General features: G+C 34.4%; 17 protein-coding genes and 5 tRNA genes. 2 read left to right on the forward strand and 20 right to left on the reverse strand.

Annotated features, from left to right (window positions below; translation table 11 throughout):
• Both ITJ86_RS16255 and ITJ86_RS16260 read right to left on the reverse strand, forming a co-directional pair.
• Nucleotides 1-2,822 (reverse strand): SprB repeat-containing protein (locus ITJ86_RS16255; RefSeq protein WP_195872714.1); only part of this gene is annotated, 2,822 nt, incomplete at its 3' end.
• Between the two features lie 108 nt (nucleotides 2,823-2,930).
• Nucleotides 2,931-4,256, reverse strand: coding sequence for a hypothetical protein (locus ITJ86_RS16260; protein WP_195872715.1), 1,326 nt, complete (start codon nucleotides 4,254-4,256; stop codon nucleotides 2,931-2,933).
• A gap of 994 nt (nucleotides 4,257-5,250) precedes the next feature.
• Between ITJ86_RS16260 and ITJ86_RS16265 the strand changes: the two genes are divergently transcribed.
• Entirely contained in the window at nucleotides 5,251-6,840 is a 1,590-nt protein-coding gene (locus ITJ86_RS16265; protein ID WP_195872716.1) for a peptide chain release factor 3, read from the forward strand.
• Nucleotides 6,841-6,981: 141 nt separating this feature from the next.
• Complete coding sequence (locus ITJ86_RS16270; protein WP_195872717.1) at nucleotides 6,982-7,212, forward strand: (4Fe-4S)-binding protein; 231 nt, start codon at nucleotides 6,982-6,984, stop codon at nucleotides 7,210-7,212.
• An 89-nt stretch (nucleotides 7,213-7,301) separates the two neighbouring features.
• Here the strand turns inward: ITJ86_RS16270 and ITJ86_RS16275 are convergent, their stop codons facing one another.
• The 18 genes from ITJ86_RS16275 to ITJ86_RS16360 form a co-directional block, all read right to left on the reverse strand.
• Nucleotides 7,302-7,625 carry a DUF3467 domain-containing protein gene (locus ITJ86_RS16275; protein ID WP_195872718.1) on the reverse strand — a complete coding sequence of 108 codons (324 nt, stop codon included), beginning with the start codon at nucleotides 7,623-7,625 and terminating at the stop codon, nucleotides 7,302-7,304.
• A 221-nt stretch (nucleotides 7,626-7,846) separates the two neighbouring features.
• Nucleotides 7,847-12,148 carry a DNA-directed RNA polymerase subunit beta' gene (gene rpoC / locus ITJ86_RS16280; protein WP_195872719.1) on the reverse strand — a complete coding sequence of 1,434 codons (4,302 nt, stop codon included), beginning with the start codon at nucleotides 12,146-12,148 and terminating at the stop codon, nucleotides 7,847-7,849.
• Between the two features lie 121 nt (nucleotides 12,149-12,269).
• Nucleotides 12,270-16,082 carry a DNA-directed RNA polymerase subunit beta gene (rpoB, locus tag ITJ86_RS16285; RefSeq protein WP_195872720.1) on the reverse strand — a complete coding sequence of 1,271 codons (3,813 nt, stop codon included), beginning with the start codon at nucleotides 16,080-16,082 and terminating at the stop codon, nucleotides 12,270-12,272.
• 129 nt (nucleotides 16,083-16,211) lie between these two features.
• Entirely contained in the window at nucleotides 16,212-16,586 is a 375-nt protein-coding gene (gene rplL / locus ITJ86_RS16290) for a 50S ribosomal protein L7/L12 (protein WP_195872721.1), read from the reverse strand.
• Between the two features lie 57 nt (nucleotides 16,587-16,643).
• Entirely contained in the window at nucleotides 16,644-17,165 is a 522-nt protein-coding gene (rplJ, locus tag ITJ86_RS16295; RefSeq protein ID WP_195872722.1) for a 50S ribosomal protein L10, read from the reverse strand.
• A 19-nt stretch (nucleotides 17,166-17,184) separates the two neighbouring features.
• Nucleotides 17,185-17,874, reverse strand: a complete 690-nt coding sequence (gene rplA, locus ITJ86_RS16300; RefSeq protein WP_195872723.1) for a 50S ribosomal protein L1 — start codon at nucleotides 17,872-17,874, stop codon at nucleotides 17,185-17,187.
• Between the two features lie 10 nt (nucleotides 17,875-17,884).
• On the reverse strand, nucleotides 17,885-18,325 hold the full coding sequence (gene rplK / locus ITJ86_RS16305; RefSeq protein ID WP_195872724.1) for a 50S ribosomal protein L11: 441 nt from the start codon (nucleotides 18,323-18,325) through the stop codon (nucleotides 17,885-17,887).
• Between the two features lie 67 nt (nucleotides 18,326-18,392).
• Nucleotides 18,393-18,938, reverse strand: a complete 546-nt coding sequence (nusG, locus tag ITJ86_RS16310) for a transcription termination/antitermination protein NusG (RefSeq protein ID WP_195872725.1) — start codon at nucleotides 18,936-18,938, stop codon at nucleotides 18,393-18,395.
• 18 nt (nucleotides 18,939-18,956) lie between these two features.
• Nucleotides 18,957-19,151, reverse strand: a complete 195-nt coding sequence (gene secE, locus ITJ86_RS16315) for a preprotein translocase subunit SecE (RefSeq protein ID WP_195872726.1) — start codon at nucleotides 19,149-19,151, stop codon at nucleotides 18,957-18,959.
• A gap of 49 nt (nucleotides 19,152-19,200) precedes the next feature.
• Nucleotides 19,201-19,273, reverse strand: a tRNA-Trp gene (locus ITJ86_RS16320).
• A gap of 63 nt (nucleotides 19,274-19,336) precedes the next feature.
• A complete protein-coding gene (gene tuf, locus ITJ86_RS16325; protein ID WP_195872727.1) occupies nucleotides 19,337-20,524 on the reverse strand; it encodes an elongation factor Tu in 1,188 nt (395 codons plus the stop codon).
• Nucleotides 20,525-20,594: 70 nt separating this feature from the next.
• Nucleotides 20,595-20,666: transfer RNA gene (locus ITJ86_RS16330), tRNA-Thr, on the reverse strand.
• Between the two features lie 72 nt (nucleotides 20,667-20,738).
• Nucleotides 20,739-20,811: transfer RNA gene (locus tag ITJ86_RS16335), tRNA-Gly, on the reverse strand.
• Between the two features lie 172 nt (nucleotides 20,812-20,983).
• A tRNA-Tyr gene (locus tag ITJ86_RS16340) sits at nucleotides 20,984-21,065 on the reverse strand.
• Between the two features lie 65 nt (nucleotides 21,066-21,130).
• Nucleotides 21,131-21,204: transfer RNA gene (locus ITJ86_RS16345), tRNA-Thr, on the reverse strand.
• Between the two features lie 111 nt (nucleotides 21,205-21,315).
• A complete protein-coding gene (gene hpf, locus ITJ86_RS16350) occupies nucleotides 21,316-21,618 on the reverse strand; it encodes a ribosome hibernation-promoting factor, HPF/YfiA family (protein ID WP_195872728.1) in 303 nt (100 codons plus the stop codon).
• 72 nt (nucleotides 21,619-21,690) lie between these two features.
• The gene (locus ITJ86_RS16355; RefSeq protein WP_195872736.1) at nucleotides 21,691-22,581 is read right to left on the reverse strand and encodes a tyrosine-type recombinase/integrase; all 891 of its coding nucleotides are present in this window, start codon (nucleotides 22,579-22,581) and stop codon (nucleotides 21,691-21,693) included.
• A 287-nt stretch (nucleotides 22,582-22,868) separates the two neighbouring features.
• On the reverse strand, nucleotides 22,869-24,035 hold the full coding sequence (locus tag ITJ86_RS16360; protein ID WP_195872729.1) for an acyl-CoA dehydrogenase family protein: 1,167 nt from the start codon (nucleotides 24,033-24,035) through the stop codon (nucleotides 22,869-22,871).

Consider the following 24,035-nt stretch of genomic DNA (forward strand, 5'->3'; position numbering starts at 1 on the left):
TCTAATGGCAATTCCGTATCTGTTATATCATCTTCGAACACGGTATCATCATCGGATAAATCTTCTAAGGTTGATCCATCTAGACTACTTGTTCCGGTAACGAGGGCTTGGTTACTAACAATGCCTGCATCAATATCGGCTTGTGTAATAGTATAACTTGCTGCGTACAACCAAACTTCATCGACATCCAAAATGTTATCTCCGTTATCGTCTCCTGATGCTAGTGTAAGTTCTCCTCCTAACATATCATCTGTAAGAACAACATCTGTTATAGTGGTTTGTCCTTGATTGGTAACTGTGAAATTGTAGGTAATGGTTTCTCCTATGTTGGCGTAGCCATTACTGTTTTCATCATTAAAAACTCCTGTTTTTATCACTGCTATTCCGGCTCTTTGAGGAAATTCAATTACCGTGAAATCATCTTCTAAAACAGAATCATCATCAGAAAGGTCGTTTTCTTCTGTTCCATCATCGCCATTAATAGATGTTATATTGGCTTGATTACTAACTGAACCAGCATCGACATCAGCTTGTGTTAACGTATAGTTTGCTGTATATAACCATATTTCATCAACATCGAGTTCATTATCACCATCTGTATCGCCAGAAACCAAAGTTAATTCACCTCCCAACATAGCATCCGTTAATACTACTGTGGATAAATCTACACTACCCTCATTTGTTACTGTAAAGTTATAAGTCAAAGTCTCTCCTACATCAGCAAATCCATCCGCATTTTCATCATTAAATTCTACCGTTTTAATTACAGCAATATTCGCAGTATCACACAAATTAGAATTTGTCGCATCAACATAACCTCCATAGATTTCGATAGAATTAATTACACTAGCCAATGATGCAATTGTGATTTGAACTTCATCAAAACTCATGGTAGTATTAAACGCAACAATATATAACCCATCGGTTGTAGTAGGTGTAATAGTTATTAAACCTAGAGCTTCTAAAGCCAATAAATTACCTGCGGTTTTTTGTTCTTGCTGAACACCATCAAGATAGGTCGTCAGGGTAATAGAATTTAGTAGATCTACTTGCAACAAATCATTCGTATCTCTAATTACAAATCCTGCTTGCGTCCCAGAAGGATAATCTAAAAGCACATCTTGAACCGAAATAGAAGCTGTTGAAGCAACACCTGCAACTATATTTATTAGTGCAAAATCACTACCATCATCGGAAATTACGTTCTGTGAATTATCTACCTCACAAGCTACACAAGCTATTCCTTCCGTTCCTGTTCTGTTATTATTGATTATCACAGAATCATTAGGATTAGATAAGACATACGGCGACTCACAATCAATTGTTCCAGGACAAAATCTTTCGAGTACCATATTATAAACTCTCGTACTACCTAAATTTAAAGATACTAATTGCGATAGTGAAATTTGTACTTCATCAAAAGGAGACGTTGTTACAAAGCCAATTCTTACGGCTTCATTTCCTGTAAGTAATACACCTGAATTTACAGGAACTAATTCTGTTGTACCTGTTCGTGATTCTACCAGTGCACCATCTAAATACGTGCTTATAGTGATTGCGTCAAATAATTGCGTATTTAATAAGCTAGCATTTTCTATATCGAAACCAGCATAGGTTGTCGCTGGATAATCCGTCAACTCATCTTTAACGGCTAAGGATGCAGAAGCAGCAACGCCTGCCAAAAGATCGATAGTGGCATAGTTACCGGCATTAGCGTCGAAAAGGTTTTCTGTATTGTTAACACTACCCACACCTAATAAACCTCCTGTTCCAGTATGCTCATCTACTATTCTTACAGGAAAATCTGGTTTTGTTAATGCTGTTGGTGTATTACAAGCTAAATCAGGACCTTCACAAAACCTATTGGTTACCGCATGATATACATGAGTTTCAGATAGGACATTCAATAAACTTGAAATAGAAATCTCCACAGCATCATAATCCATGGTGGTATAAAAACCAACATAATATTGATCTCCTCCTAACAAGGTACTATTAATAACTGCTAAAGATGTGCTCGTTTGTGATTCTTGCTCAACACCATCTAAATACGTTTTTACAGCAATAGCATCTAGTAAATCGGCTTGTAAAATAGAACTATTCTCTATTAAGTATCCTGCATAACCACCACCTTCAAAAAATTCGTCAACGGTTTCATCTGTGGTTGTTAGCGTATGTGTAACTCCTAAACCTACTAAGGTCGATACGGTTGCATAATTACTATCATTCGCATCAATAATATTATTTTCATTTACTACACCACATCCCAAAACACAAACTCCTGACGTGTCTTTAGTGATACTCAAATCCGTAAAACCAGCAGCCGTAATTGGGACAGGGTTTTCGGTGTTACAAGGCACTGGGTATTGAACACCCTCGGTATATACTATAAATTCTGCTGTTGTCTCACAGTCTAAAGCGTCTGTCACGGTAACAGAATATATGCCAGGTGCTAAACCAGTAATAGCATCTGAAGTTTCACCTCCCGGACTCCACGCATAAGAATATGGTGGTGTTCCGCCAGATACAGTTATAGACAACTCACCATCCGAAAGGCCTAAAGTGGATTCATTTACAACAGTGGCTTCAACTTGAATAGTTGTATCTACATAGCTTCCGTAAACTTCGATACTATTAATTACTGCAGCTAAAGCTCCAACAGTTATTTGTATTTCATCATATTCTAAAGCCGTTTCAAATCCTATTAAATAAAAACCATCTGTACTAGAAGGTGTAATACTTACCAATCCTAATGCTTCAAGTGCTAGTAAACCGCTCGATGTTTGAGATTCTTGAACCACACCATCTAGATATGTTGTCAATGTTATTGAGTTTAACAAATCGAGTTCAAGCAAATCATTCGTATCTCTGATTACAAAACCTGCCTTTGATCCTGCTGGGTAAGACTCCAATACATTTAATACTGAAATTCAGGCCGTATTGGCAACACCAGCTATAATGTTGATCTGTGCAAAATCAGAATTACTTTCACTAATAACATTCGAAGCTTCATCAACCTCACAACCAACACATGCAACACCATCAACACCAGTGTTACCATTATTAATAATAACCGGTTGTGATGGGTTGTTTAAAACCGTGGAAGTACTACATTCTAATTCACCTTCGCAAAATGACTCTAATATTAATCCATAGACTTTAGTACTTCCTAAATCTAAAGAAACAGTTTGGTTAATTGTCAATTGCACTTCATCGAAAGGAAGGTTAGATACAAAACCGACTTGAGAACGTTCTGAACCAGATAATAATAGTGCACTATCTACCGATAAAAGCTCTGAACTACCGGTTTTACTCTCTTGAAATGCCCCATCTAAATAGGTTGAAATAGTAATCCCATCCAATAGGTTTAAATTTAAAACAGAGGAATTCTCAATATCAAAACCAGCATAGGTCATCGCAGGATAATCGGATAATTCATCCTTTATAGACAAACTTCCTGAAGCTAAAACACCTAAAGCAAAATTTATACTTGCATATGAATTTGCATTTGAATCTACTGCCGCGTCGGCTTCATTTACATTCCCAACACTTAAAGCACCACCGAATCCAGTGCGTTCTTGAACAATTTTGGCAGGAAAATCAGGTTTAGCTAACCTAGTTGGCGTATTACATTCTAAAGCTGGACCTTCACAAAAACTATTAACTACAGCGTGAAACACTCTTGTTGACGAAGCAACACCTAAAAAACTTGATATTGAAATTTCTATCGCATCGAAATCTAGTGTGGTATCAAAACCAACATAGTATTGATCATTTGCCAATAAATCACTATTAATTGACACTAATGCACTACTCGTGTTTGATTCTTGCTCAACACCGTTTAAATACGTTCGAATTACAATTCCATCAAATAAATCGACTTGAACAACAGAAGCATTTTCTATAAAAAACCCAGCAAAACTACCTGCCGAATAAAATTCGTCTGTAGTATTGTCTGTAACTTTTAAGGTATGAGTTACACCTAATCCTACAACTGTATTAACAGACGTATAATTACTATCATCTCCATCTATTAAATTGTCCTCATTATTAATACCACACCCTATAAGACATAAGCCCGATGTGCTTGAAGTTACTTCAAGATCAGAATAATTTAATTCGGTAATAGGTACAGGAACGTCAGTATTACATGGGATATTGACAGGATTAAAATAATCATCAAAATAATTAGACGAAATATAATTCTTATTACTCGAGAACGAGCATAGCAACAACCCTAAAAGGATTAACGACAAATAAGACTTTACAAGAATGTAAAATCTCTTAAAACTTATTAGAAGATAGTTCGGTACATTCATAATTTGGGTATATAAGATTAATATCTAAAATGGGATCGTAGGCAGTAGTAGTCTATACTTTTGAATAAACCATTTCATTAAAAGCTAACGCTTGTATTTTTCTTTATAACTATAAAAACGTCGTAATGACAAATAAAAGGAACACAAGGTAATTGTTAAAAAACAACCATTATTTTGTTAATTAATGTTAAATAAGCGCATATCGAAGAGTTATCCTCAATAAAATGTTAGTTTCAATGAATATTTAATTAAATTTAACATAAAAAAGTTGTAATTTTTTTATCTACCTGATTTTTAGATGAAATACATATTATTTTAACACTTAAGAGGTAAATTCTCTACAAACTGATGTTTTTTCCTACAAATTCTAGAGAAAATTAATCATATCAACTTTAGATCAGATTAAATAACAATGTGTGTAGTAGACTTGTTACTTAGATCAATAAACGCAAACCATCTCTAACCACACACAACCAATTGTTATTCAATACTTTAAATCTAACTAAAATTAGCTTTATGTGCATGAGGCTAATTGATGACAATATTTCATTTTATAGTTAGTCATTTTCTTACATTTTTATTCCTTAGTAAGATTTTCAAATCTATAAGATAAACTCCTTAGGACCAACCCACTAAAACACGCTTTATTAGTAATTAAATTACTTCTGCAAAAAATTATAATTGTTATCTCGAAATCAAATTGTATTAAGACTTCTCTTTTAAATGAAAATGATTATTGCACATAGCTTTTAAAAATTTTAAATTTGATTATTCTCAAAACGAATTGCATGTACCTATTTAAAAGATTAATTCATTGTTAAGTGTTATAATGTTTATTCAAGAATAGTTTCAATAGCTTATATAATTATTACGGTACTATAATTTATCTTATTATACTCCTATATTTGCACTCGATTTTTTAATTCAATTTATGAGCTTTTTAAAAGAAATAAACAGACGACGCACCTTCGGAATCATTTCGCACCCAGATGCTGGTAAAACAACATTAACAGAAAAACTACTTCTGTTTGGTGGAGCGATACAAGAAGCTGGCGCTGTAAAAAGTAATAAGATAAAAAAAGGTGCAACCAGTGATTTTATGGAAATTGAGCGTCAGCGTGGGATTTCTGTAGCAACTTCTGTTTTAGCTTTTGAATATAATGGTATTAAAATTAATATTCTAGATACTCCTGGTCACAAGGATTTTGCAGAAGACACCTTTAGAACTTTAACTGCTGTAGATAGTGTAATTGTCGTAATTGATGTCGCCAAAGGTGTTGAGGAACAAACTGAAAAATTGGTTGAAGTTTGTAGAATGCGAAACATTCCTATGATTGTTTTCATTAATAAAATGGATAGAGAAGGTAAAGACGCTTTTGACCTATTAGATGAAATTGAACAAAAATTAGGTTTAAAAGTGGTGCCATTAAGTTTCCCAATAGGAATGGGTTACGACTTTAAAGGGATTTACAACATTTGGGAAAAGAACATTAATTTATTCTCTGGTGATAGTCGAAAAGATATTGAAGAAACTATAGAGGTTTCAGATTTAGCATCTTCAGAATTAGATAATCTAGTTGGTGAAAAAGCCGCAAATACATTACGAGAAGAAATAGAGTTAGTTGAAGGTATTTATCCTAACTTCAATAAAGAAGACTATTTAAATGGTGAGCAACAACCTGTATTTTTTGGATCGGCATTAAACAATTTTGGTGTAAGAGAACTATTAGATTGTTTTGTAGATATTGCGCCGAAACCTAGACCAAAACATAGTGAAGAGCGTTTGGTACAACCAGATGAAAACGAGTTTAGTGGTTTTGTATTTAAAATTCATGCTAACATGGATCCAAATCACCGTAATAGATTAGCATTTATTAAAATTGTTTCAGGAGAGTTCAAACGAAATACTCCATATCTTCATGTAAGACACAATAAAAAATTAAAGTTCTCGAGTCCAAATGCTTTTTTCGCAGAAAAGAAAGAAATTGTAGATATTTCGTATCCAGGTGATATCGTTGGACTGCAAGACACAGGAAGTTTTAAAATAGGAGACACTTTAACTGAAGGTGAAATACTGAATTATAAAGGTGTTCCTAGTTTTTCTCCAGAGCATTTTAGGTATATTAATAATGCAGACCCAATGAAGTCTAAACAACTTTACAAAGGTATAGATCAGTTGATGGATGAAGGAGTTGCGCAATTATTTACATTAGATTTAAACGGTAGAAAAGTAATAGGAACAGTAGGTGCACTACAGTATGAAGTGATTCAATACCGACTAGAACATGAGTATGGTGCAAAATGTACATACGAAAACGTGAATGTGCATAAAGCGTGTTGGGTTGAAACTGACGATGAAAAAAGTGAAGAATTTAAAGAGTTTTTACGTGTCAAACAACGTTTCCTAGCTAGAGACAAAAAAGATCAATTGGTATTTTTAGCAGATTCTATGTTTTCTTTACAAATGACTCAGCAAAAGTACCCAAGTATTACGTTTCATATGACCTCTGAATTTGAATAAGAAGTGTGGTAATTTTTGATGTATACGTTAAAATACATCGCACTTTATCGAAGTTTTTTGTATTTTAGTCGCATATTATTTAAATTTACTACACTAGCAATAGTATAAAATTAAGATTAACCCCAAACTAATCTACTTATTATGGATAATAACGAAAACGTTTTCAGTAACAGTAAGATTACTGTAACCTATGCACCTCGTTGCTGTACAAATGCAGGATTCTGTGCAAAACAATTATCAAGTGTTTTCAGAAGCTCTGTGATTCCCTGGATTGATTTAGAAGGTGCCCAAACTGATGTAATTATCAAGCAGATTAACAAATGCCCTTCTGGAGCTTTAAAATATCATTTAAACACTAAGGAAGTGGCTTAAATTTTAATAGTGAACTAAACAGAAAAACCTTTGAATGTATAATTCAAAGGTTTTTTTATATCTAATAGTATTATATAATGTAACTCTATCTAAGCTTGTCCGGTTGGACCAAAATTCAATGGGATTGGAGGTTGCTCGTAATCTTTAATTTCACCATGGGCGTTTTCAAAACGTGTCACATTCTCACCTAAGGCTTTTAATAATCGTTTTGCGTGCTGTGGGGTTAATATTATTCTAGACTTTACTTTGCTCTTTGGCGTACCAGGCATAATACTCACAAAATCGACCACAAATTCTGAAACAGAATGATTAATTATCGCTAAGTTAGAATAGGTCCCTTCTGCTACTTTTTCGTCTAATTCTATATTTATTTGTCCCTTTTTATTGTTTGGGTTCTTTTTATCGTCTGCCATCTTAAATTTGTTTATGCCTCCAAAACTTGGAAGTCGGATTTTTTTTTTAATTTAATACCTGTTAGGTATTTGAAACCTCGCAGGTTGTGTGAAATAAAAAAGCCTTCATGCAAATTAATGCTTGAAGGCTTTATTTTTTTATAGATTCCTGCCTTACTCATTGATTTGCCATTCAAAATTAATGAATTCGTGAATCTTCGATTTCGCAGGAATGACAATTACTAGTTGAAGTTCATCTCTTCTTTAGCTTTCATCATTTCATTAAACTCTTCTCTAGAACCTACAATGATGTTATCGTATTCTCTAACACCTGTACCTGCTGGAATTCTATGTCCAACAATTACATTTTCTTTAAGTCCTTCTAGTGAATCAACTTTACCATTTACTGCTGCTTCGTTAAGAACCTTTGTAGTTTCCTGGAACGATGCGGCTGAAATAAATGACTTAGTTTGTAATGAAGCTCTAGTAATACCTTGTAATATTGGAGTTGCAGTCGCAGGACTAGCATCTCTTGCTGTTACAAGATTCTTATCTTCTCTACGTAAGCTAGAGTTTTCATCTCTTAACGCTCTAACGGTTACAATTTGACCTGATTTTAAATTCTCAGAATCACCAGCATCTTCAACTACTTTCATTCCGAAAATCTTATCATTTTCTTCAATGAAATCTGATTTATGAACTAATTGGTTTTCTAAGAAAATAGTATCACCAGAATCTATAATTCTAACTTTACGCATCATTTGTCTAACAACAACTTCGAAGTGCTTATCATTAATTTTCACACCTTGTAAACGATATACTTCTTGTACTTCATTTACTAAGTATTGTTGAACCGCAGATGGGCCTTTAATGTTAAGAATATCATTTGGTGTAATTGAACCATCAGATAACGGCATACCAGCTTTTACATAATCATTTTCTTGAACAAGAATTTGATTCGATAATTTAACTAAGTATTTCTTAACCTCACCTAATTTAGATTCAATTATAATTTCACGGTTACCACGTTTAATCTTTCCAAATGAAACTACACCATCAATCTCACTTACAACAGCAGGATTAGAAGGGTTACGTGCTTCAAATAATTCTGTTACACGAGGAAGACCACCGGTAATATCACCTGCTTTTGCAGATTTACGAGGTATTTTAACTAAAACCTTACCGATTTCAATTTTATCACCATCATCAATCATAATGTGTGCTCCTACAGGTAAATTGTATGAACGTATTGTTTCTCCTTTCTTATCTACAATTAATAAGGTTGGGATTAACTTCTTGTTTCTAGATTCAGAAATTACTTTCTCTTGGAAACCTGTTTGTTCATCAATCTCTACTTGATATGTAACCCCTTGTTCAATGTTTTCATACTTCACTTGACCAGCAAATTCAGATATAATTACACCATTATAAGGATCCCATTGACACACTACATCGTTTTTCTTCAATTTATCTCCTGGTTTCACATAAATAAATGAACCATAAGGGATATTATTTGTACTTAAAACAATTCCTGTTTTAGCATCTACTAACTTAAGTTCAGAAGTTCTAGAAATAACAACATCTACTTCTTTTCCTTCACTGTCTTTAGATTTTACAGTTTTTAAATCTTCGATTTCTGCAATACCATCAAACTTAACTGTTAACTTGTTATCTTCAGAAATGTTACCCGCAATACCACCTACGTGGAATGTACGTAATGTTAACTGAGTACCTGGCTCACCAATTGACTGAGCTGCAACTACACCAACAGCTTCACCTCTTTGTACCATTTTACCAGTAGCAAGGTTACGACCGTAACAACTAACACAAATTCCTTTTTTAGCTTCACAAGATAATGGAGAACGTACTTCGATAGAATCTAAAGGCGAATCACCAATTTTCTTAGCAATAGCGTCATTAATATGACCACCAGCTTCTACTAATAATTCTTCTGTTAAAGGATCATAAACATCATTTAATGATGTTCTACCCACAATTCTTCCTTCTAAACTCTCAACGATTTCTTCGTTTTTCTTAAGTGCTGAAACTTCGATTCCTCTTAATGTACCACAATCTTCTTCGTATACAATTACATCTTGTGACACATCTACTAAACGACGTGTTAAGTAACCAGCATCGGCAGTTTTAAGCGCCGTATCTGCAAGTCCTTTACGTGCACCGTGAGTAGAGATAAAGTATTCTAAAATTGAAAGTCCTTCCTTAAAGTTAGAAAGAATTGGATTTTCAATAATTTCACCACCACCTGCATTAGATTTTTTAGGCTTAGCCATTAATCCACGCATACCAGTTAACTGACGAATTTGTTCTTTAGAACCCCTTGCACCAGAATCTAGCATCATAAACACCGAGTTAAATCCTTGTTGATCTTCTCGGATACGCTTCATAGACAATTCTGTCAACTCAGCATTTGTAGATGTCCAAATATCAATAACTTGGTTATAACGTTCGTTATTAGTAATAAGTCCCATATTATAGTTACCCATAATACCATCAACTTGCTTGTTAGCAGCATCGATCATTCCTTGTTTTTCTGATGGAATAATAATATCACCTAAACTAAATGATAATCCACCTTGGAATGCAAACTTATAACCTAAAGTTTTAATCTCATCTAAGAAATCAGCTGTTTCAGGTACACTTGTCTTTTTAAGAATACCGTGAATAATTTCTCTTAATGATTTTTTAGTTAAAACTTCATTTATATATCCAGCAGCTTCAGGTACTTTTTCGTTGAAAAGTACACGACCTACTGTAGTTTCAATAATTTGAGTTGTTAACTCTCCTTCTTCATTAAAATCTGTTGTTCTTACTTTAATTCCAGCATTAAGGTCAACTCTCTTCTCATTATAAGCGATATTCACTTCTTCTGGAGAATAGAATGTTAAACCTTCACCTTTTACTATAACCTCTGACGTTGTTTTTTTAAGTTTAGTCATATAATATAAACCAAGAACCATATCCTGAGAAGGTACAGTTACTGGAGACCCATTTGCTGGGTTCAATATATTATGTGAAGCCAACATTAACAACTGACATTCTAGAATAGCTTCTGGTCCTAATGGTAAATGCACCGCCATCTGGTCACCATCGAAATCGGCATTAAAGGCCGTACATACTAATGGGTGTAACTGAATTGCTTTACCTTCAATAAGTTTAGGTTGAAAAGCCTGAATACCAAGCCTGTGTAACGTAGGAGCACGATTTAAAAGCACTGGATGTCCTTTTAAAACATTCTCTAAGATATCCCAAACTACAGGTTCTTTTCTATCTATAATTTTCTTTGCAGATTTTACAGTTTTTACAATACCTCTTTCAATTAGTTTTCTAATTACGAAAGGCTTATAAAGTTCTGCCGCCATATCTTTTGGCAATCCACATTCGAATAATTTCAATTCTGGTCCAACAACAATTACAGAACGTGCAGAATAATCAACACGCTTACCTAGTAAGTTTTGACGGAAACGTCCTTGCTTACCTTTAAGTGAATCTGATAATGATTTTAATGGTCTATTAGAATCTGTTTTTACTGCAGATGACTTACGTGTGTTATCAAACAATGAATCTACTGATTCTTGTAACATACGTTTTTCATTACGTAAAATAACTTCTGGTGCTTTTATCTCAACCAATCTTTTAAGACGGTTGTTACGGATAATTACACGACGGTATAAATCATTTAAATCAGAGGTTGCAAAACGACCACCATCTAAAGGCACTAATGGTCTTAATTCTGGTGGAATTACAGGCACAGCCTTCATAATCATCCACTCTGGTCTGTTCTCTCTATTTTCGTTAGAATCTCTAAACGCTTCAACAACTTGTAAACGTTTTAAAGCTTCTGTTTTACGTTGCTTAGACGTTTCGTTATTAGCTTTATGTCTTAAATCATAAGATAATTGATCTAAATCAATTCTAGCTAATAAATCGATAAGACACTCAGCACCCATCTTAGCGATGAATTTATTAGGGTCTGTATCGTCTAAATATTGGTTTTCTTGAGGAATTGTTTCAAGAATATTTAAATATTCTTCTTCCGTTAAGAAATCCATTTTTTGAATTGGCTCACCTTCAGCATTCATAGCAATACCTGGTTGAATAACCACATAACGCTCATAATAGATAATCATATCTAATTTCTTAGATGGTAATCCAAGAAGGTAACCTATTTTATTTGGTAACGAACGGAAATACCAGATATGTGCTACAGGTACTACTAAATTAATATGACCAACACGATCTCTACGTACTTTCTTTTCTGTTACTTCTACACCACAACGGTCACATACAATACCTTTGTAACGTATTCTTTTATATTTTCCACAAGCACATTCAAAATCCTTTACAGGACCAAAAATACGCTCACAGAACAAACCATCTCTTTCTGGTTTGTGTGTTCGATAATTAATAGTTTCTGGCTTTAATACTTCACCTCGAGATGCTCCTAAAACAGATTCAGGTGACGCTAAACCGATAGAAATTTTGTTAAATTTCTGAACTGTATTTTTATCTTGTCTTCTTGCCATGTTATTTTTGTTGTTTAGGCAGTTTTTGCAAACTGCCCTGTGTTTTTTTCGATTGTTGCGAAAAATTTTCGCGTTGTACAGACAAATCGCGACTTGTCTGTACGGAATAATTTATTCAAAATTATTCCTCCAATCTTATATCTAATCCTAAACCTTTCAATTCGTGCATAAGTACGTTGAATGATTCTGGTAGTCCTGGTTCTGGCATTGGCTCACCCTTAACGATTGCTTCGTAAGTTTTTGCTCTACCAATAACATCATCTGATTTTACAGTTAAGATCTCACGTAGTGTACTTGATGCTCCATAAGCTTCAAGTGCCCAAACTTCCATTTCACCAAAACGTTGTCCACCAAATTGTGCTTTACCACCTAATGGTTGTTGCGTAATTAATGAGTACGGTCCTATAGAACGTGCGTGCATTTTATCGTCAATCATGTGACCAAGCTTAATCATATAAATCACACCAACTGTTGCTGGTTGATCAAAACGATCTCCTGTTCCACCATCATAAAGATACGTATGTCCAAATCTTGGAATACCTGCTTCATCTGTATAGCCATTAATTTGATCTAAAGTAGCACCATCGAAAATTGGCGTTGCATACTTTTTACCTAAATCTTTACCAGCCCAACCTAAAACAGTTTCATAGATTTGACCAATATTCATACGAGACGGTACACCAAGTGGATTTAATACAATATCAACAGGCGTTCCATCCTCTAGGAAAGGCATATCTTCTTGACGAACGATACGAGCAACAATACCTTTGTTTCCGTGACGCCCTGCCATTTTATCACCAACTTTAAGTTTACGTTTCTTAGCGATATAAACTTTAGCTAATTTAATAATACCTGCAGGAAGTTCATCACCAACAGAAATTGTAAACTTCTCACGTCTTAATGATCCCTGAAGATCATTTTCTTTAATCTTATAGTTGTGGATTAAATCTGCAACAAGTTCATTAGTATGGTCATCAGTTGTCCATTTTCCTGAAGTTAAGTGCGTATAGTCATCAACAGCATTTAACATCTTTAAGGTATACTTTTTACCTTTAGGTATAATTTCTTCACCTAAATCGTTATAAATACCTTGAGCTGTTTTTCCGTTAACAATATTGAATAATTTTTCAACAACAATATTCTTAAGATCGTCAAATCTTTTATCGTAAGCATCTTCTAACTTTTCGATATCTTCTTTGTCTTGAGCTCTCTTACGTTTATCCTTTAGTGCTCTTGCAAATAATTTCTTATCGATAACAACACCATTTAATGATGGAGATGCTTTTAAAGAGGCATCTTTTACATCACCTGCTTTATCACCAAAGATAGCTCTAAGAAGTTTTTCTTCTGGAGTAGGATCTGATTCCCCTTTTGGAGTAATCTTACCAATTAAGATATCACCTGGTTTGATTTCCGCACCAATGCGAATCATACCATTTTCATCTAAATCTTTAGTTGCTTCTTCAGAAACGTTAGGAATATCATTAGTTAATTCTTCATTACCTAATTTTGTATCTCTAACTTCTAATGAATATTCATCGATATGAATAGATGTAAATACATCTTCTCTAACTACTTTTTCAGAAATTACAATCGCATCCTCAAAGTTATACCCTTTCCAAGGCATAAAGGCTACTTTCATATTTCTACCAAGTGCTAATTCACCGTTTTCAGTGGCATAACCTTCACAAAGTACTTGTCCTTTTGCAACTTTATCACCTTTCTCTACGATTGGTTTTAAGTTGATAGACGTTCCTTGGTTAGTTTTTCTAAACTTTACTAATGGATATGTTTTTGTGTCACTATCAAAGCTAACCATTGCAGCTTCTTCAGTACGTTCATATCTAATAGTAATTTTTTGAGCATCTACATACTCAACAGTACCAGCGCCTTCAGCATTAATTAATACTCTAGAATCTGACGCTACTTGACGCTCTAAACCAGTTCCAACAATAGGTGCTTCAGGACGTAATAATGGTACAGCCTGACGCATCATGTTAGATCCCATTAATGCACGGTTGGCATCATCATGCTCCAAGAATGGAATTAAAGATGCTGAAATCGATGCAATTTGGTTTGGCGCAACATCTGTATAATTAACATTTACAGGGTCGATAACAGGAAAATCACCTTCTTGACGAGAGATAATTTTATCTGCTAAAATTTTACCATCATCATCAACATTAATTGTTGCTTGTGCAATTAACATATCTTCTTCCTCTTCGGCACTTAGATATGTTGGTGTATTTTTAATATCTACAACACCTTCCTCAACTTTACGGTAAGGCGTTTCAATGAAGCCCATTGAATTTACTTTCGCAAATACAGATAAAGAAGATATTAAACCAATGTTTGGTCCTTCTGGTGTTTCAATAGGACATAAACGTCCGTAGTGTGTATAGTGAACATCACGTACCTCGAAACCTGCTCTTTCTCTTGATAAACCACCTGGTCCTAAAGCTGAAAGACGACGCTTATGCGTAATCTCTGCCAAAGGATTCGTTTGATCCATAAATTGAGATAGCTGATTCGTACCAAAGAAAGAATTAATTACAGACGATAAGGTCTTTGCATTAATCAAATCGATTGGTGTAAATACTTCGTTATCACGAACGTTCATACGCTCACGAATAGTACGTGCCATACGAGCTAAACCAACACCAAACTGAGAAGATAACTGCTCACCTACTGTACGTACACGACGGTTAGATAAGTGGTCAATATCATCGATCTCTGCTTTAGAGTTAATTAACTCAATTAAATATTTTATAATCGTTATAATATCTTCTTTGGTCAACACTTGTTTGTCCATTCCGATATCTAACTGTAGTTTCTTGTTCATTCTGTAACGACCTACTTCACCAAGAGAGTAACGTTGATCAGAAAAGAATAATTTGTCAATAATACCACGAGCCGTTTCCTCATCTGGCGGCTCAGCATTACGTAATTGACGGTAGATGTGCTCAACAGCTTCTTTTTCAGAGTTTGTTGGATCTTTCTGTAATGTATTGTGAATAATTGCGTAATCTCCTTGTTGCGCACTTTCTTTATGTAAAAGAATAGTTTTTACTTCTGCTTCAAGAATTTCTTCAATATTATCTTTATCGATTTCAGTGTCACGATCTAATACAATTTCGTTACGCTCAATAGATACCACTTCACCTGTATCTTCATCAACGAAATCCTCGTGCCATGTATTCAATACACGTGCCGCTAACTTACGACCGATAACTTTCTTTAATCCAGATTTTGAAACCTTAACTTCTTCAGCAAGGTCAAAAATCTCTAAAATGTCTTTATCACGTTCAAAACCGATAGCTCTAAACAATGTTGTAACAGGTAATTTTTTCTTTCTATCAATATAAGCATACATTACTTGATTGATATCAGTAGCAAATTCTATCCAAGATCCTTTAAAAGGAATAACTCTTGCTGAATATAACTTGGTTCCATTTGCATGGAAAGACTGGCTAAAGAATACACCTGGTGATCTGTGTAACTGAGAAACAACTACACGTTCTGCACCATTGATACAAAATGTACCACTTGGTGTCATATAGGGAATAGTACCTAAATATACATCCTGAACAATAGTTTCGAAATCCTCATGCTCTGGATCTGTACAATACAACTTCAATCTTGCTTTTAAAGGCACACTGTAAGTTAATCCTCTTTCGATACATTCTTCTATAGAATATCTTGGTGGGTCAATAAAGTAATCTAAAAATTCTAATACAAATTGATTACGTGTATCTGTAATTGGGAAGTTCTCCATGAAGGTGTTGTATAAACCTTCTGTACCTCTTTCTTCTGACTTTGTTTCTAATTGGAAAAAATCCTGAAAGGATTTAATTTGGATATCCAAAAAGTCTGGGTAATCTGTCCTATTTACAATAGAAGAGAAATTAATTCTTTCAGCCTTTTTTGCTAACATTGATGAACGAGATTTTAATAAATAAAAACTAAAAAATGTATATAACGTTTATATACATAAAATGGTCTAAGTCTTATCCCGCAAAAAAATGCGGGATAAACCTAAACCTTGTAATGTAGAATGGTAAGCTTATTTAAGCTCTACCTCAGCACCAGCTTCTTCTAACTGAGCTTTCAATGCTTCAGCTTCGTCTTTTGCAACACCTTCCTTAATTGGGCTTGGTGCATCATCAACTAAACCTTTAGCGTCTTTTAAACCTAAACCAGTTAATTCTTTAACTAATTTTACTACAGCTAACTTAGAAGCACCTGCTCCAGTTAAGATAACATCGAATTCTGATTGCTCTTCAGCAGCTTCGCCACCTCCAGCACCACCAGCAGCAACTGCAACTGCAGCAGCAGCAGGCTCGATACCATACTCATCTTTTAATATTGTTGCTAATTCATTAACTTCTTTTACTGTTAAGTTAACTAATTGTTCTGCGAAATCTTTTAAATCTGCCATTTTTCTATTGTTTAATAATGTGTGTTATAAATAATTTTCTATTGTGTAATTCTAATATTATCCTTCTCTTTCAGATAATGTTTTAACGATACCAGCAATGGTTCCTCCACCTGATTTAAGTGCTGAGATAACATTCTTAGCAGGAGATTGTAGTAATCCTACAATTTCACCAATAAGTTCTTCTCTAGACTTAATATCAACTAAGGCATCTAGTAAATCGTCACCAACGTAAATTGATTCCTCAATGAAAGCACCTTTTAATAAAGGCTTTTCAGATTTTTTACGGAATTCTTTAATTACTTTGGCTGGAGCGTTTCCAGTTTCAGAATACATTACTGACGTATTACCTTTTAAAGTTGATGGTAAGTCACCGAAATCTTTTTCCGATGCATCCATTGCTTTTTCTAAAAGTGTATTCTTAACTACAGCTAACTTAATGTTAGACTTGAAACATGCTCTTCTTAAATTTGAAGTCGCTACTGCATCTAATCCAGAAATATCTGCTAAATAGATATTTGTATTATCTGCTAATTGAGCAGTTAACTCTTCAATTACTTGGGATTTTTCTTCTCTTGTCATAATATTCTAAGTTTAACTACTATCCTATTTTTGTATCAACTGCTATACTTGGACTCATTGTACTAGACATATAGATGCTCTTTACATAAGTTCCTTTTGAAGCAGTTGGTTTTAACTTCATAATTGTAGACAATAATTCTTGAGCGTTCCCAATAATCTTATCAGTATCAAACGATGCTTTACCAATTGGTGCATGTACAATACCTGTTTTATCTACTTTAAAATCAATTTTACCAGCTTTTACTTCTGCAACTGCTTTAGCTACATCCATAGTTACTGTTCCAGTCTTAGGGTTTGGCATAAGACCTCTTGGTCCTAAAACTCTACCTAATGGTCCTAACTTACCCATAATGCTTGGCATAGTAACGATAACGTCAACGTCTGTCCAACCATCTTTAATTTTCTGTAAGTATTCATCTAACCCAACATAATCAGCGCCTGCTTCTTTAGCTTCTGCTTCTTTATCTGGTGTTACTAACGCAAGAACCTTCATGTCTTTACCTGTACCGTGTGGTAATGAAACTACACCACGAACCATCTGATTGGCTTTACGTGGATCTACACCTAATCTGATTGCTAAATCGATAGAAGCATCAAACTTTGTGTATGTAATTTCTTTTAGTAAAGCTGAAGCTTCTTCTAAAGAGTAAGTTTTGTTACTATCAACCTTTGCTCTTGCTTCTTTTTGCTTCTTTGTTAATCTTGCCATTTCTAAAAATTTAGTTTGGAGCTTCTCCTCCTTTAACAGTGATACCCATCGATCTTGCTGTACCGGCAACCATTTTCATAGCTGATCCGATTTCAAAGGCATTTAAATCTACCATTTTGTCTTCAGCAATCGCTTTAACTTGATCCCAAGTTACTTTTGCTACTTTACGTCGGTTTGGTTCTCCTGATCCTTTCTTTAGTTTGGCCGCTTCTAATAATTGTACTGCTGCTGGAGGAGTCTTAATTACAAAATCAAATGATTTGTCTTTGTAAACTGAGATTGCAACAGGTAAAACTTTACCTTGCTTATCTTGTGTTCTAGCATTGAATTGCTTACAGAACTCCATGATATTAACTCCAGCGGCACCTAAAGCGGGTCCTACCGGTGGCGATGGATTCGCAGCACCTCCCCGAACTTGTAGCTTAACTACTTTGTCTATTTCTTTTGCCATTTCTTAATGTTTATTACGCCTATCTATAATTGGAAGCATAGATAATACGCTCTTTATGTAACAATTATTATACTTTTTCTACTTGCATATAGCTTAATTCTAATGGTGTCTTTCTTCCAAAAATCTTCACCATTACTTCTAGCTTACGCTTTTCTTCATTAATTTTTTCGATTGTTCCATCAAATCCATTAAATGGTCCATCGATTACCTTAACAGTTTCACCTTTAGTAAATGGAATTGCAACATTTGCATCTGCCTCTACAGACAATTCATCTACTTTACCTAACATTCTGTTTACTTCAGATTGTCTTAAAGGCACAGGATCACCTCCTTTTGTTTCACCTAAAAAACCAATAACGTTAGTGATTGATTTAATAATGTGAGGAATCTCACCACTTAAATTAGCTTGAACCATAATGTAACCCGGAAAATAAACTTTTTCTTTATTTATTTTCTTTCCATTACGAATTTGAATTACTTTTTCGGTTGGAACTAATACTTGATCTACAAAATCATCTAAACCTAATCTTGAAATTTCATTTTCAATATAAGTTTTAATTTTGTTTTCTTGACCGCTTACGGCCCTAACAACATACCACTTTTTTTCAGACATCTTCTTCTTGTATATTTGTTAGTGTATAAAATCAAAATAAGATTTTACTGCTCTACTAAAAACAGTATCCACTCCCCAAATAGCTAACGAAAAAATAATTGAAAACACTGCAACGATTACAGTTAGCCTTTGAGCTTCTGGCCAAGGTGTCCATGACACATTGTTCTTTAACTCGCCGAACGATTCTTTTATATATGTTATTAATCCTGCCATTTGATTATAATTTTATTACGGATGTAAAACGCATCCAATTATACTTTTGCACGGGTTGAGAGACTCGAACTCACGACACCTGGTTTTGGAGACCAGTGCTCTACCAACTGAGCTAAACCCGTAAACAATAATCAAGGCATCCCGAAATATCGAGACACCTTAATTAAATATTTTAACTATAAAGTTTAGTCTAAAATTTCAGTTACCTGACCAGCACCAACTGTTCTACCACCTTCACGGATAGCGAAACGTAAACCTACGTTCATTGCAATTGTGTTAATCAACTCAACAGTAATTGTTAAGTTATCACCTGGCATTACCATTTCAACTCCATCAGGAAGCGCAATGTTTCCTGTTACGTCAGTTGTACGTACGTAGAACTGTGGACGGTAGTTATTATGGAATGGTGTGTGACGACCACCTTCTTCTTTCTTAAGGATATAAACTTCAGCTTTAAATTTAGAGTGTGGAGTTACAGATCCTGGCTTAGTAATTACCATTCCTCTTGAGATTTGAGACTTCTCAATACCTCTTAATAAGATACCAGCATTATCACCAGCTTCACCTCTATCTAAGATTTGACGGAACATTTCGATACCAGTAATAGTAGATGTTAATTTCTCAGCACCCATACCGATAATCTCAACAGGATCACCTGTGTTAGCTACACCAGTTTCAATACGACCAGTTGCAACAGTACCACGACCAGTAATTGAGAATACATCTTCAATTGGCATTAAGAAAGGCTTGTCCATATCACGAGTTGGCTCTTCAATCCAAGCATCAACTTGGTTCATCAACTCTAATACTGTATCAACCCATTTTTGCTCACCGTTAAGTGCACCTAATGCAGAACCAGCTACTACAGGTCCATTATCTCCATCATATTCGTAGAAAGATAATAAATCTCTGATTTCCATTTCAACTAATTCTAACAACTCTTCATCATCAACCATATCCACTTTATTCATGAATACAACGATACGAGGAATACCTACCTGACGACCAAGTAAGATATGCTCACGAGTTTGTGGCATAGGACCATCTGTTGCAGCAACAACTAAAATAGCGCCATCCATTTGAGCAGCACCTGTAACCATGTTCTTTACATAATCCGCGTGACCTGGACAGTCAACGTGAGCGTAATGACGGTTTAATGTTGCATATTCTACGTGAGACGTATTAATTGTTATACCTCTTTCTTTTTCTTCTGGAGCATTATCAATTTGATCAAATGATCTTGCTTCTGAATAACCTGCATCAGCTAATACTTTAGTAATAGCAGCAGTTAAAGTTGTTTTACCGTGATCTACGTGTCCAATAGTACCAATATTTAAGTGTGGTTTTGAACGATCGAAAGTTGCCTTTGCCATGTTTAATTTATTTTAATCTTATTATTATTAGTGTTCAATTGTTGTTCTAACTTTGTAACTTAGAAAAAAGAGCCAATGACGAGAATTGAACTCGTGACCTCTTCCTTACCAAGGAAACGCTCTACCCCTGAGCTACACCGGCATTTCATTTACGATTACCGATTAATTAGATTTACGAAGTGAAAATCACGCGTCTTAATTCGTAAATTTTTAGAGCGAGAGACCGGGTTCGAACCGGCGACATTCAGCTTGGAAGGCTGACGCTCTACCAACTGAGCTACTCTCGCATTTTATCAAAATTTTTACATTCTGAAAAGGTATTCAATATTTCAAATTTTCATGTTCATTTTAGATTACTTCTTTTTATTCAGCAACCCTAGATTGATGACCCAATCTAAACAATTTTTAAATGCAACTTCACAAAAGCGAACCTTTAAAAACTACTTTTAAAAATATTTGTGGGGAGAGCAGGATTCGAACCTGCGAAGACGTAGTCAGCAGATTTACAGTCTGCCCTCGTTGGCCGCTTGAGTATCTCCCCAAAAATTCAATATTTCAATTATTAAAAACCTATTTTCTTCAAGCTGAGAAAACAAACTTTTAAAGAGCCGATGGAGGGACTCGAACCCACGACCTGCTGATTACAAATCAGCTGCTCTAGCCAGCTGAGCTACATCGGCTTTTCTTACATTTTTACGCTCAAAAACTGACCATAAAAAAGTCCGCTATTTCTAACGGACTGCAAATGTAAGACTTTATTTTTTTAATCAAAACATTTTTTGAAAAAAATTTCAACTATGTGCTCTTAATTTTTCTTTTCGCTTTTTTATTTGTCTTTCAAGAGACGCAATTGCCGCGTCAGTTCCTTCCTCAAAAGTTTTACATTGCTTCTTAACTACAAAGCTATCACCTGGTACGCTTACTTTAGCTTCAAAGATTTTATTCTCTTTGTCGCTTGTGTTTTGAACTTTTAAATATACATCGGATTGAATTATTTTATCATAAAACATATCTAACTTATCCATTCGTCTTTGAATAAAGTCAATTAGTTTACCGTCGGCCGTAAAATTAACGGATTGTGTGTTTACTTTCATTTAGTTTATTTTAAGTTAAACAAAAGTGCTAGATAATTAATCTAACACAGATTTATAAATATTAAGCTAGGCTTAACGTTGATTTCTTGGATGTGCTTTGGCATGCACTTTTTTTAATTCGGCAATACTGTTGTGTGTATACACTTGAGTCGCGGCTAAGCTAGTATGTCCGAGTAGTTCTTTTATGGCATTTAAATCTGCACCTTGGTTTAGTAAGTGCGTTGCAAACGAATGTCTTAACACATGAGGGCTGCATTTTGCTTTCGTTGATGCCATACTAAAATACTTATTTATTATTCTGTAAACAAGCTTTTCGTAAATTTTAAGACCTTTTTGGGTTAAAAATAACATCTCCTTGTCTTCTATTATAGGTAAATTCTTTCGATAATCTAAATAACGACTTACGGACTTAGATAGTGATTCTATTAATGGTATATACCTTTCTTTATTACGCTTTCCTAAAACTTTTATTTGATTGTTTCTAATATCGATATCAGACAATTTTAAATTTACAAGTTCAATACGTCTAATTCCTGTAGCGTAAAACAGTTCTATAATGAGATAATTTCTGGCACTTTCAAAATCTTCGATATGAATTGCATCTTCTAATACGGATTTTAATTCTTGTTCTGAAAACGGAAGTTGAACCTTCTTCCCTACTTTTAAAGCTTTATGCTTTTTAAGAGGGTTTACTTCAATATCCTCTGTTTTTAATAAAAATTTATAATAGGTATTTAGTGATGATACCTTTCTATTAATGGTTCGGTTAGAAATTTTACGATCAACGAGTGTCACAATCCATTGTCGTATTTCGGAATAACCAACTTGTGCCAAATCTTCAGAGTTGTGGTATTGATTTAAAAAGCTTTGAAAATTTTCAATATCTCTTGTGTAAGCTAATACCGTGTGCTTGGAGTACGATTTTTCTAACAATAAATAATCTGAAAATGATTTAAGGTGCATGGCATTAGTTTGATGTGTTTTAAATATAACCATTAACTTGAACTAATATTGAAAAAGAACAAAAAAAATCCTGCCGAATAGCAGGATTATATTTAATATCGTTACAATTATACTCTTATGTTGCTGGTTGATAATCCTTATTATCAATTACCATTTTAGCGCCATAAAAAACTATTTTCGCTAAAATGGTAATTTGGCAAACTATGTAGCGGGCTTGTAATCTTTATTATCAATTACCAATTTAGCGCTATAAAAAACTATTTTCGCTAAAATGGTAATTTAACAAACTATGTAGCGGGCTTGTAATCTTTATTATCAATTACCATTTTAGCGATAATTTCTTTCAGTATTTCAGAAGTTCCGCCTCCAATAGGTCCTAAACGACTATCTCTTGCCAAACGTGCCATTGGATATTCTTCCATATAGCCGTAACCTCCTAAAAACTGAAGACATTGATAAATAACATCGTCTGCCATTTTTGTTGATTGTAATTTAGACATCGTCGCTTCTTTTACAACGTAATCTCCCATATCTAGACGTTTAGCAACGTAGTAATTGAATTGCTTACAAATTTCCATTTGTGTTTCGCAATCTGCATACGTATGCCTTAAGGCTTGAAATTTATCTATAGTTCTACCAAAAGCTGTTCTTTCAGACATGTATTGTTTAGCATACTCTAAAGCGTATTCTGCTCTTGCATGTGAATTGACTCCCATTATTAAACGCTCTAATGAGAAGTGTTGCATAATATAAGGAAAACCTTGGCCTTCTTCGCCCATTAAATTAGACGCAGGAATTTCTACATTATCAAAAGCAATTTCACCTGTATCTGATGCTCTCCAACCTAATTTATCTAATTTAGTAGCGGAAATACCTGGTGTATCTCTATCCATTACAAAAATACTAATCCCTTTATTTCCTAATTCTGGGTTTGTTTTAGCAGCAACTACCAAATAATCGCTATAAACACCATTTGTAATAAACGTTTTAGAACCATTTATAATATAGGTATCATCTTTTTTAACAGCTGTTGTACGCATTCCGGCAACATCACTTCCGCCAAATGGTTCCGTAATACAAAGACAACCTATAGCGTCACCTAAAGCACTTGGTGTTAGGTATTTTTCTTTTTGCTCATGGTTACCTTCCTTATTAAGATGCGTCATTGCTAAATATGCATGTGCCCACATTGCTGCGGCAAAACCACCAGAGTTGATGCGTTGCATTTCTTCAAGAAAAATCACGGTATAAAATAAGTCTAAATCTAGTCCACCATAAGCTTCAGGTGTAGCCAAACCAAAATAGCCCATATCACCAAACTTCTTCCAGATGAAACGTTCTATATGACCTGTTTCTTCCCATTCATCAATATGTGGCACGACTTCTTTTTTTAAGAAATCCCGAAGACTTTCTCGAAATAAATTGTGCTCTTCCGTAAAATATAAATTAGACAT

It is taken from the genome of Winogradskyella marina, from assembly GCF_015645385.1.
In the GTDB taxonomy this organism is placed as follows: Bacteria; Bacteroidota; Bacteroidia; order Flavobacteriales; family Flavobacteriaceae; genus Winogradskyella; species Winogradskyella marina.

Bases quoted from the DNA above. Each gene is read 5' to 3' on its own strand.
- secE (WP_195872726.1), bottom strand. From the start codon at position 19,151: ATGGCAGGATTAATAACATATATAAAAGAATCGTTCGGCGAGTTAAAG.
- rplJ (WP_195872722.1), bottom strand. From the start codon at position 17,165: ATGACAAGAGAAGAAAAATCCCAAGTAATTGAAGAGTTAACTGCTCAA.
- nusG (WP_195872725.1), bottom strand. From the start codon at position 18,938: ATGTCTGAAAAAAAGTGGTATGTTGTTAGGGCCGTAAGCGGTCAAGAA.
- tuf (WP_195872727.1), bottom strand. From the start codon at position 20,524: ATGGCAAAGGCAACTTTCGATCGTTCAAAACCACACTTAAATATTGGT.
- rplL (WP_195872721.1), bottom strand. From the start codon at position 16,586: ATGGCAGATTTAAAAGATTTCGCAGAACAATTAGTTAACTTAACAGTA.
- rpoB (WP_195872720.1), bottom strand. From the start codon at position 16,082: ATGTTAGCAAAAAAGGCTGAAAGAATTAATTTCTCTTCTATTGTAAAT.
- ITJ86_RS16355 (WP_195872736.1), bottom strand. From the start codon at position 22,581: ATGCACCTTAAATCATTTTCAGATTATTTATTGTTAGAAAAATCGTAC.
- ITJ86_RS16360 (WP_195872729.1), bottom strand. From the start codon at position 24,035: ATGTCTAATTTATATTTTACGGAAGAGCACAATTTATTTCGAGAAAGT.
- ITJ86_RS16275 (WP_195872718.1), bottom strand. From the start codon at position 7,625: ATGGCAGACGATAAAAAGAACCCAAACAATAAAAAGGGACAAATAAAT.
- rplA (WP_195872723.1), bottom strand. From the start codon at position 17,874: ATGGCAAGATTAACAAAGAAGCAAAAAGAAGCAAGAGCAAAGGTTGAT.
- hpf (WP_195872728.1), bottom strand. From the start codon at position 21,618: ATGAAAGTAAACACACAATCCGTTAATTTTACGGCCGACGGTAAACTA.
- rpoC (WP_195872719.1), bottom strand. From the start codon at position 12,148: ATGGCAAGAAGACAAGATAAAAATACAGTTCAGAAATTTAACAAAATT.
- ITJ86_RS16265 (WP_195872716.1), top strand. From the start codon at position 5,251: ATGAGCTTTTTAAAAGAAATAAACAGACGACGCACCTTCGGAATCATT.
- rplK (WP_195872724.1), bottom strand. From the start codon at position 18,325: ATGGCAAAAGAAATAGACAAAGTAGTTAAGCTACAAGTTCGGGGAGGT.
- ITJ86_RS16270 (WP_195872717.1), top strand. From the start codon at position 6,982: ATGGATAATAACGAAAACGTTTTCAGTAACAGTAAGATTACTGTAACC.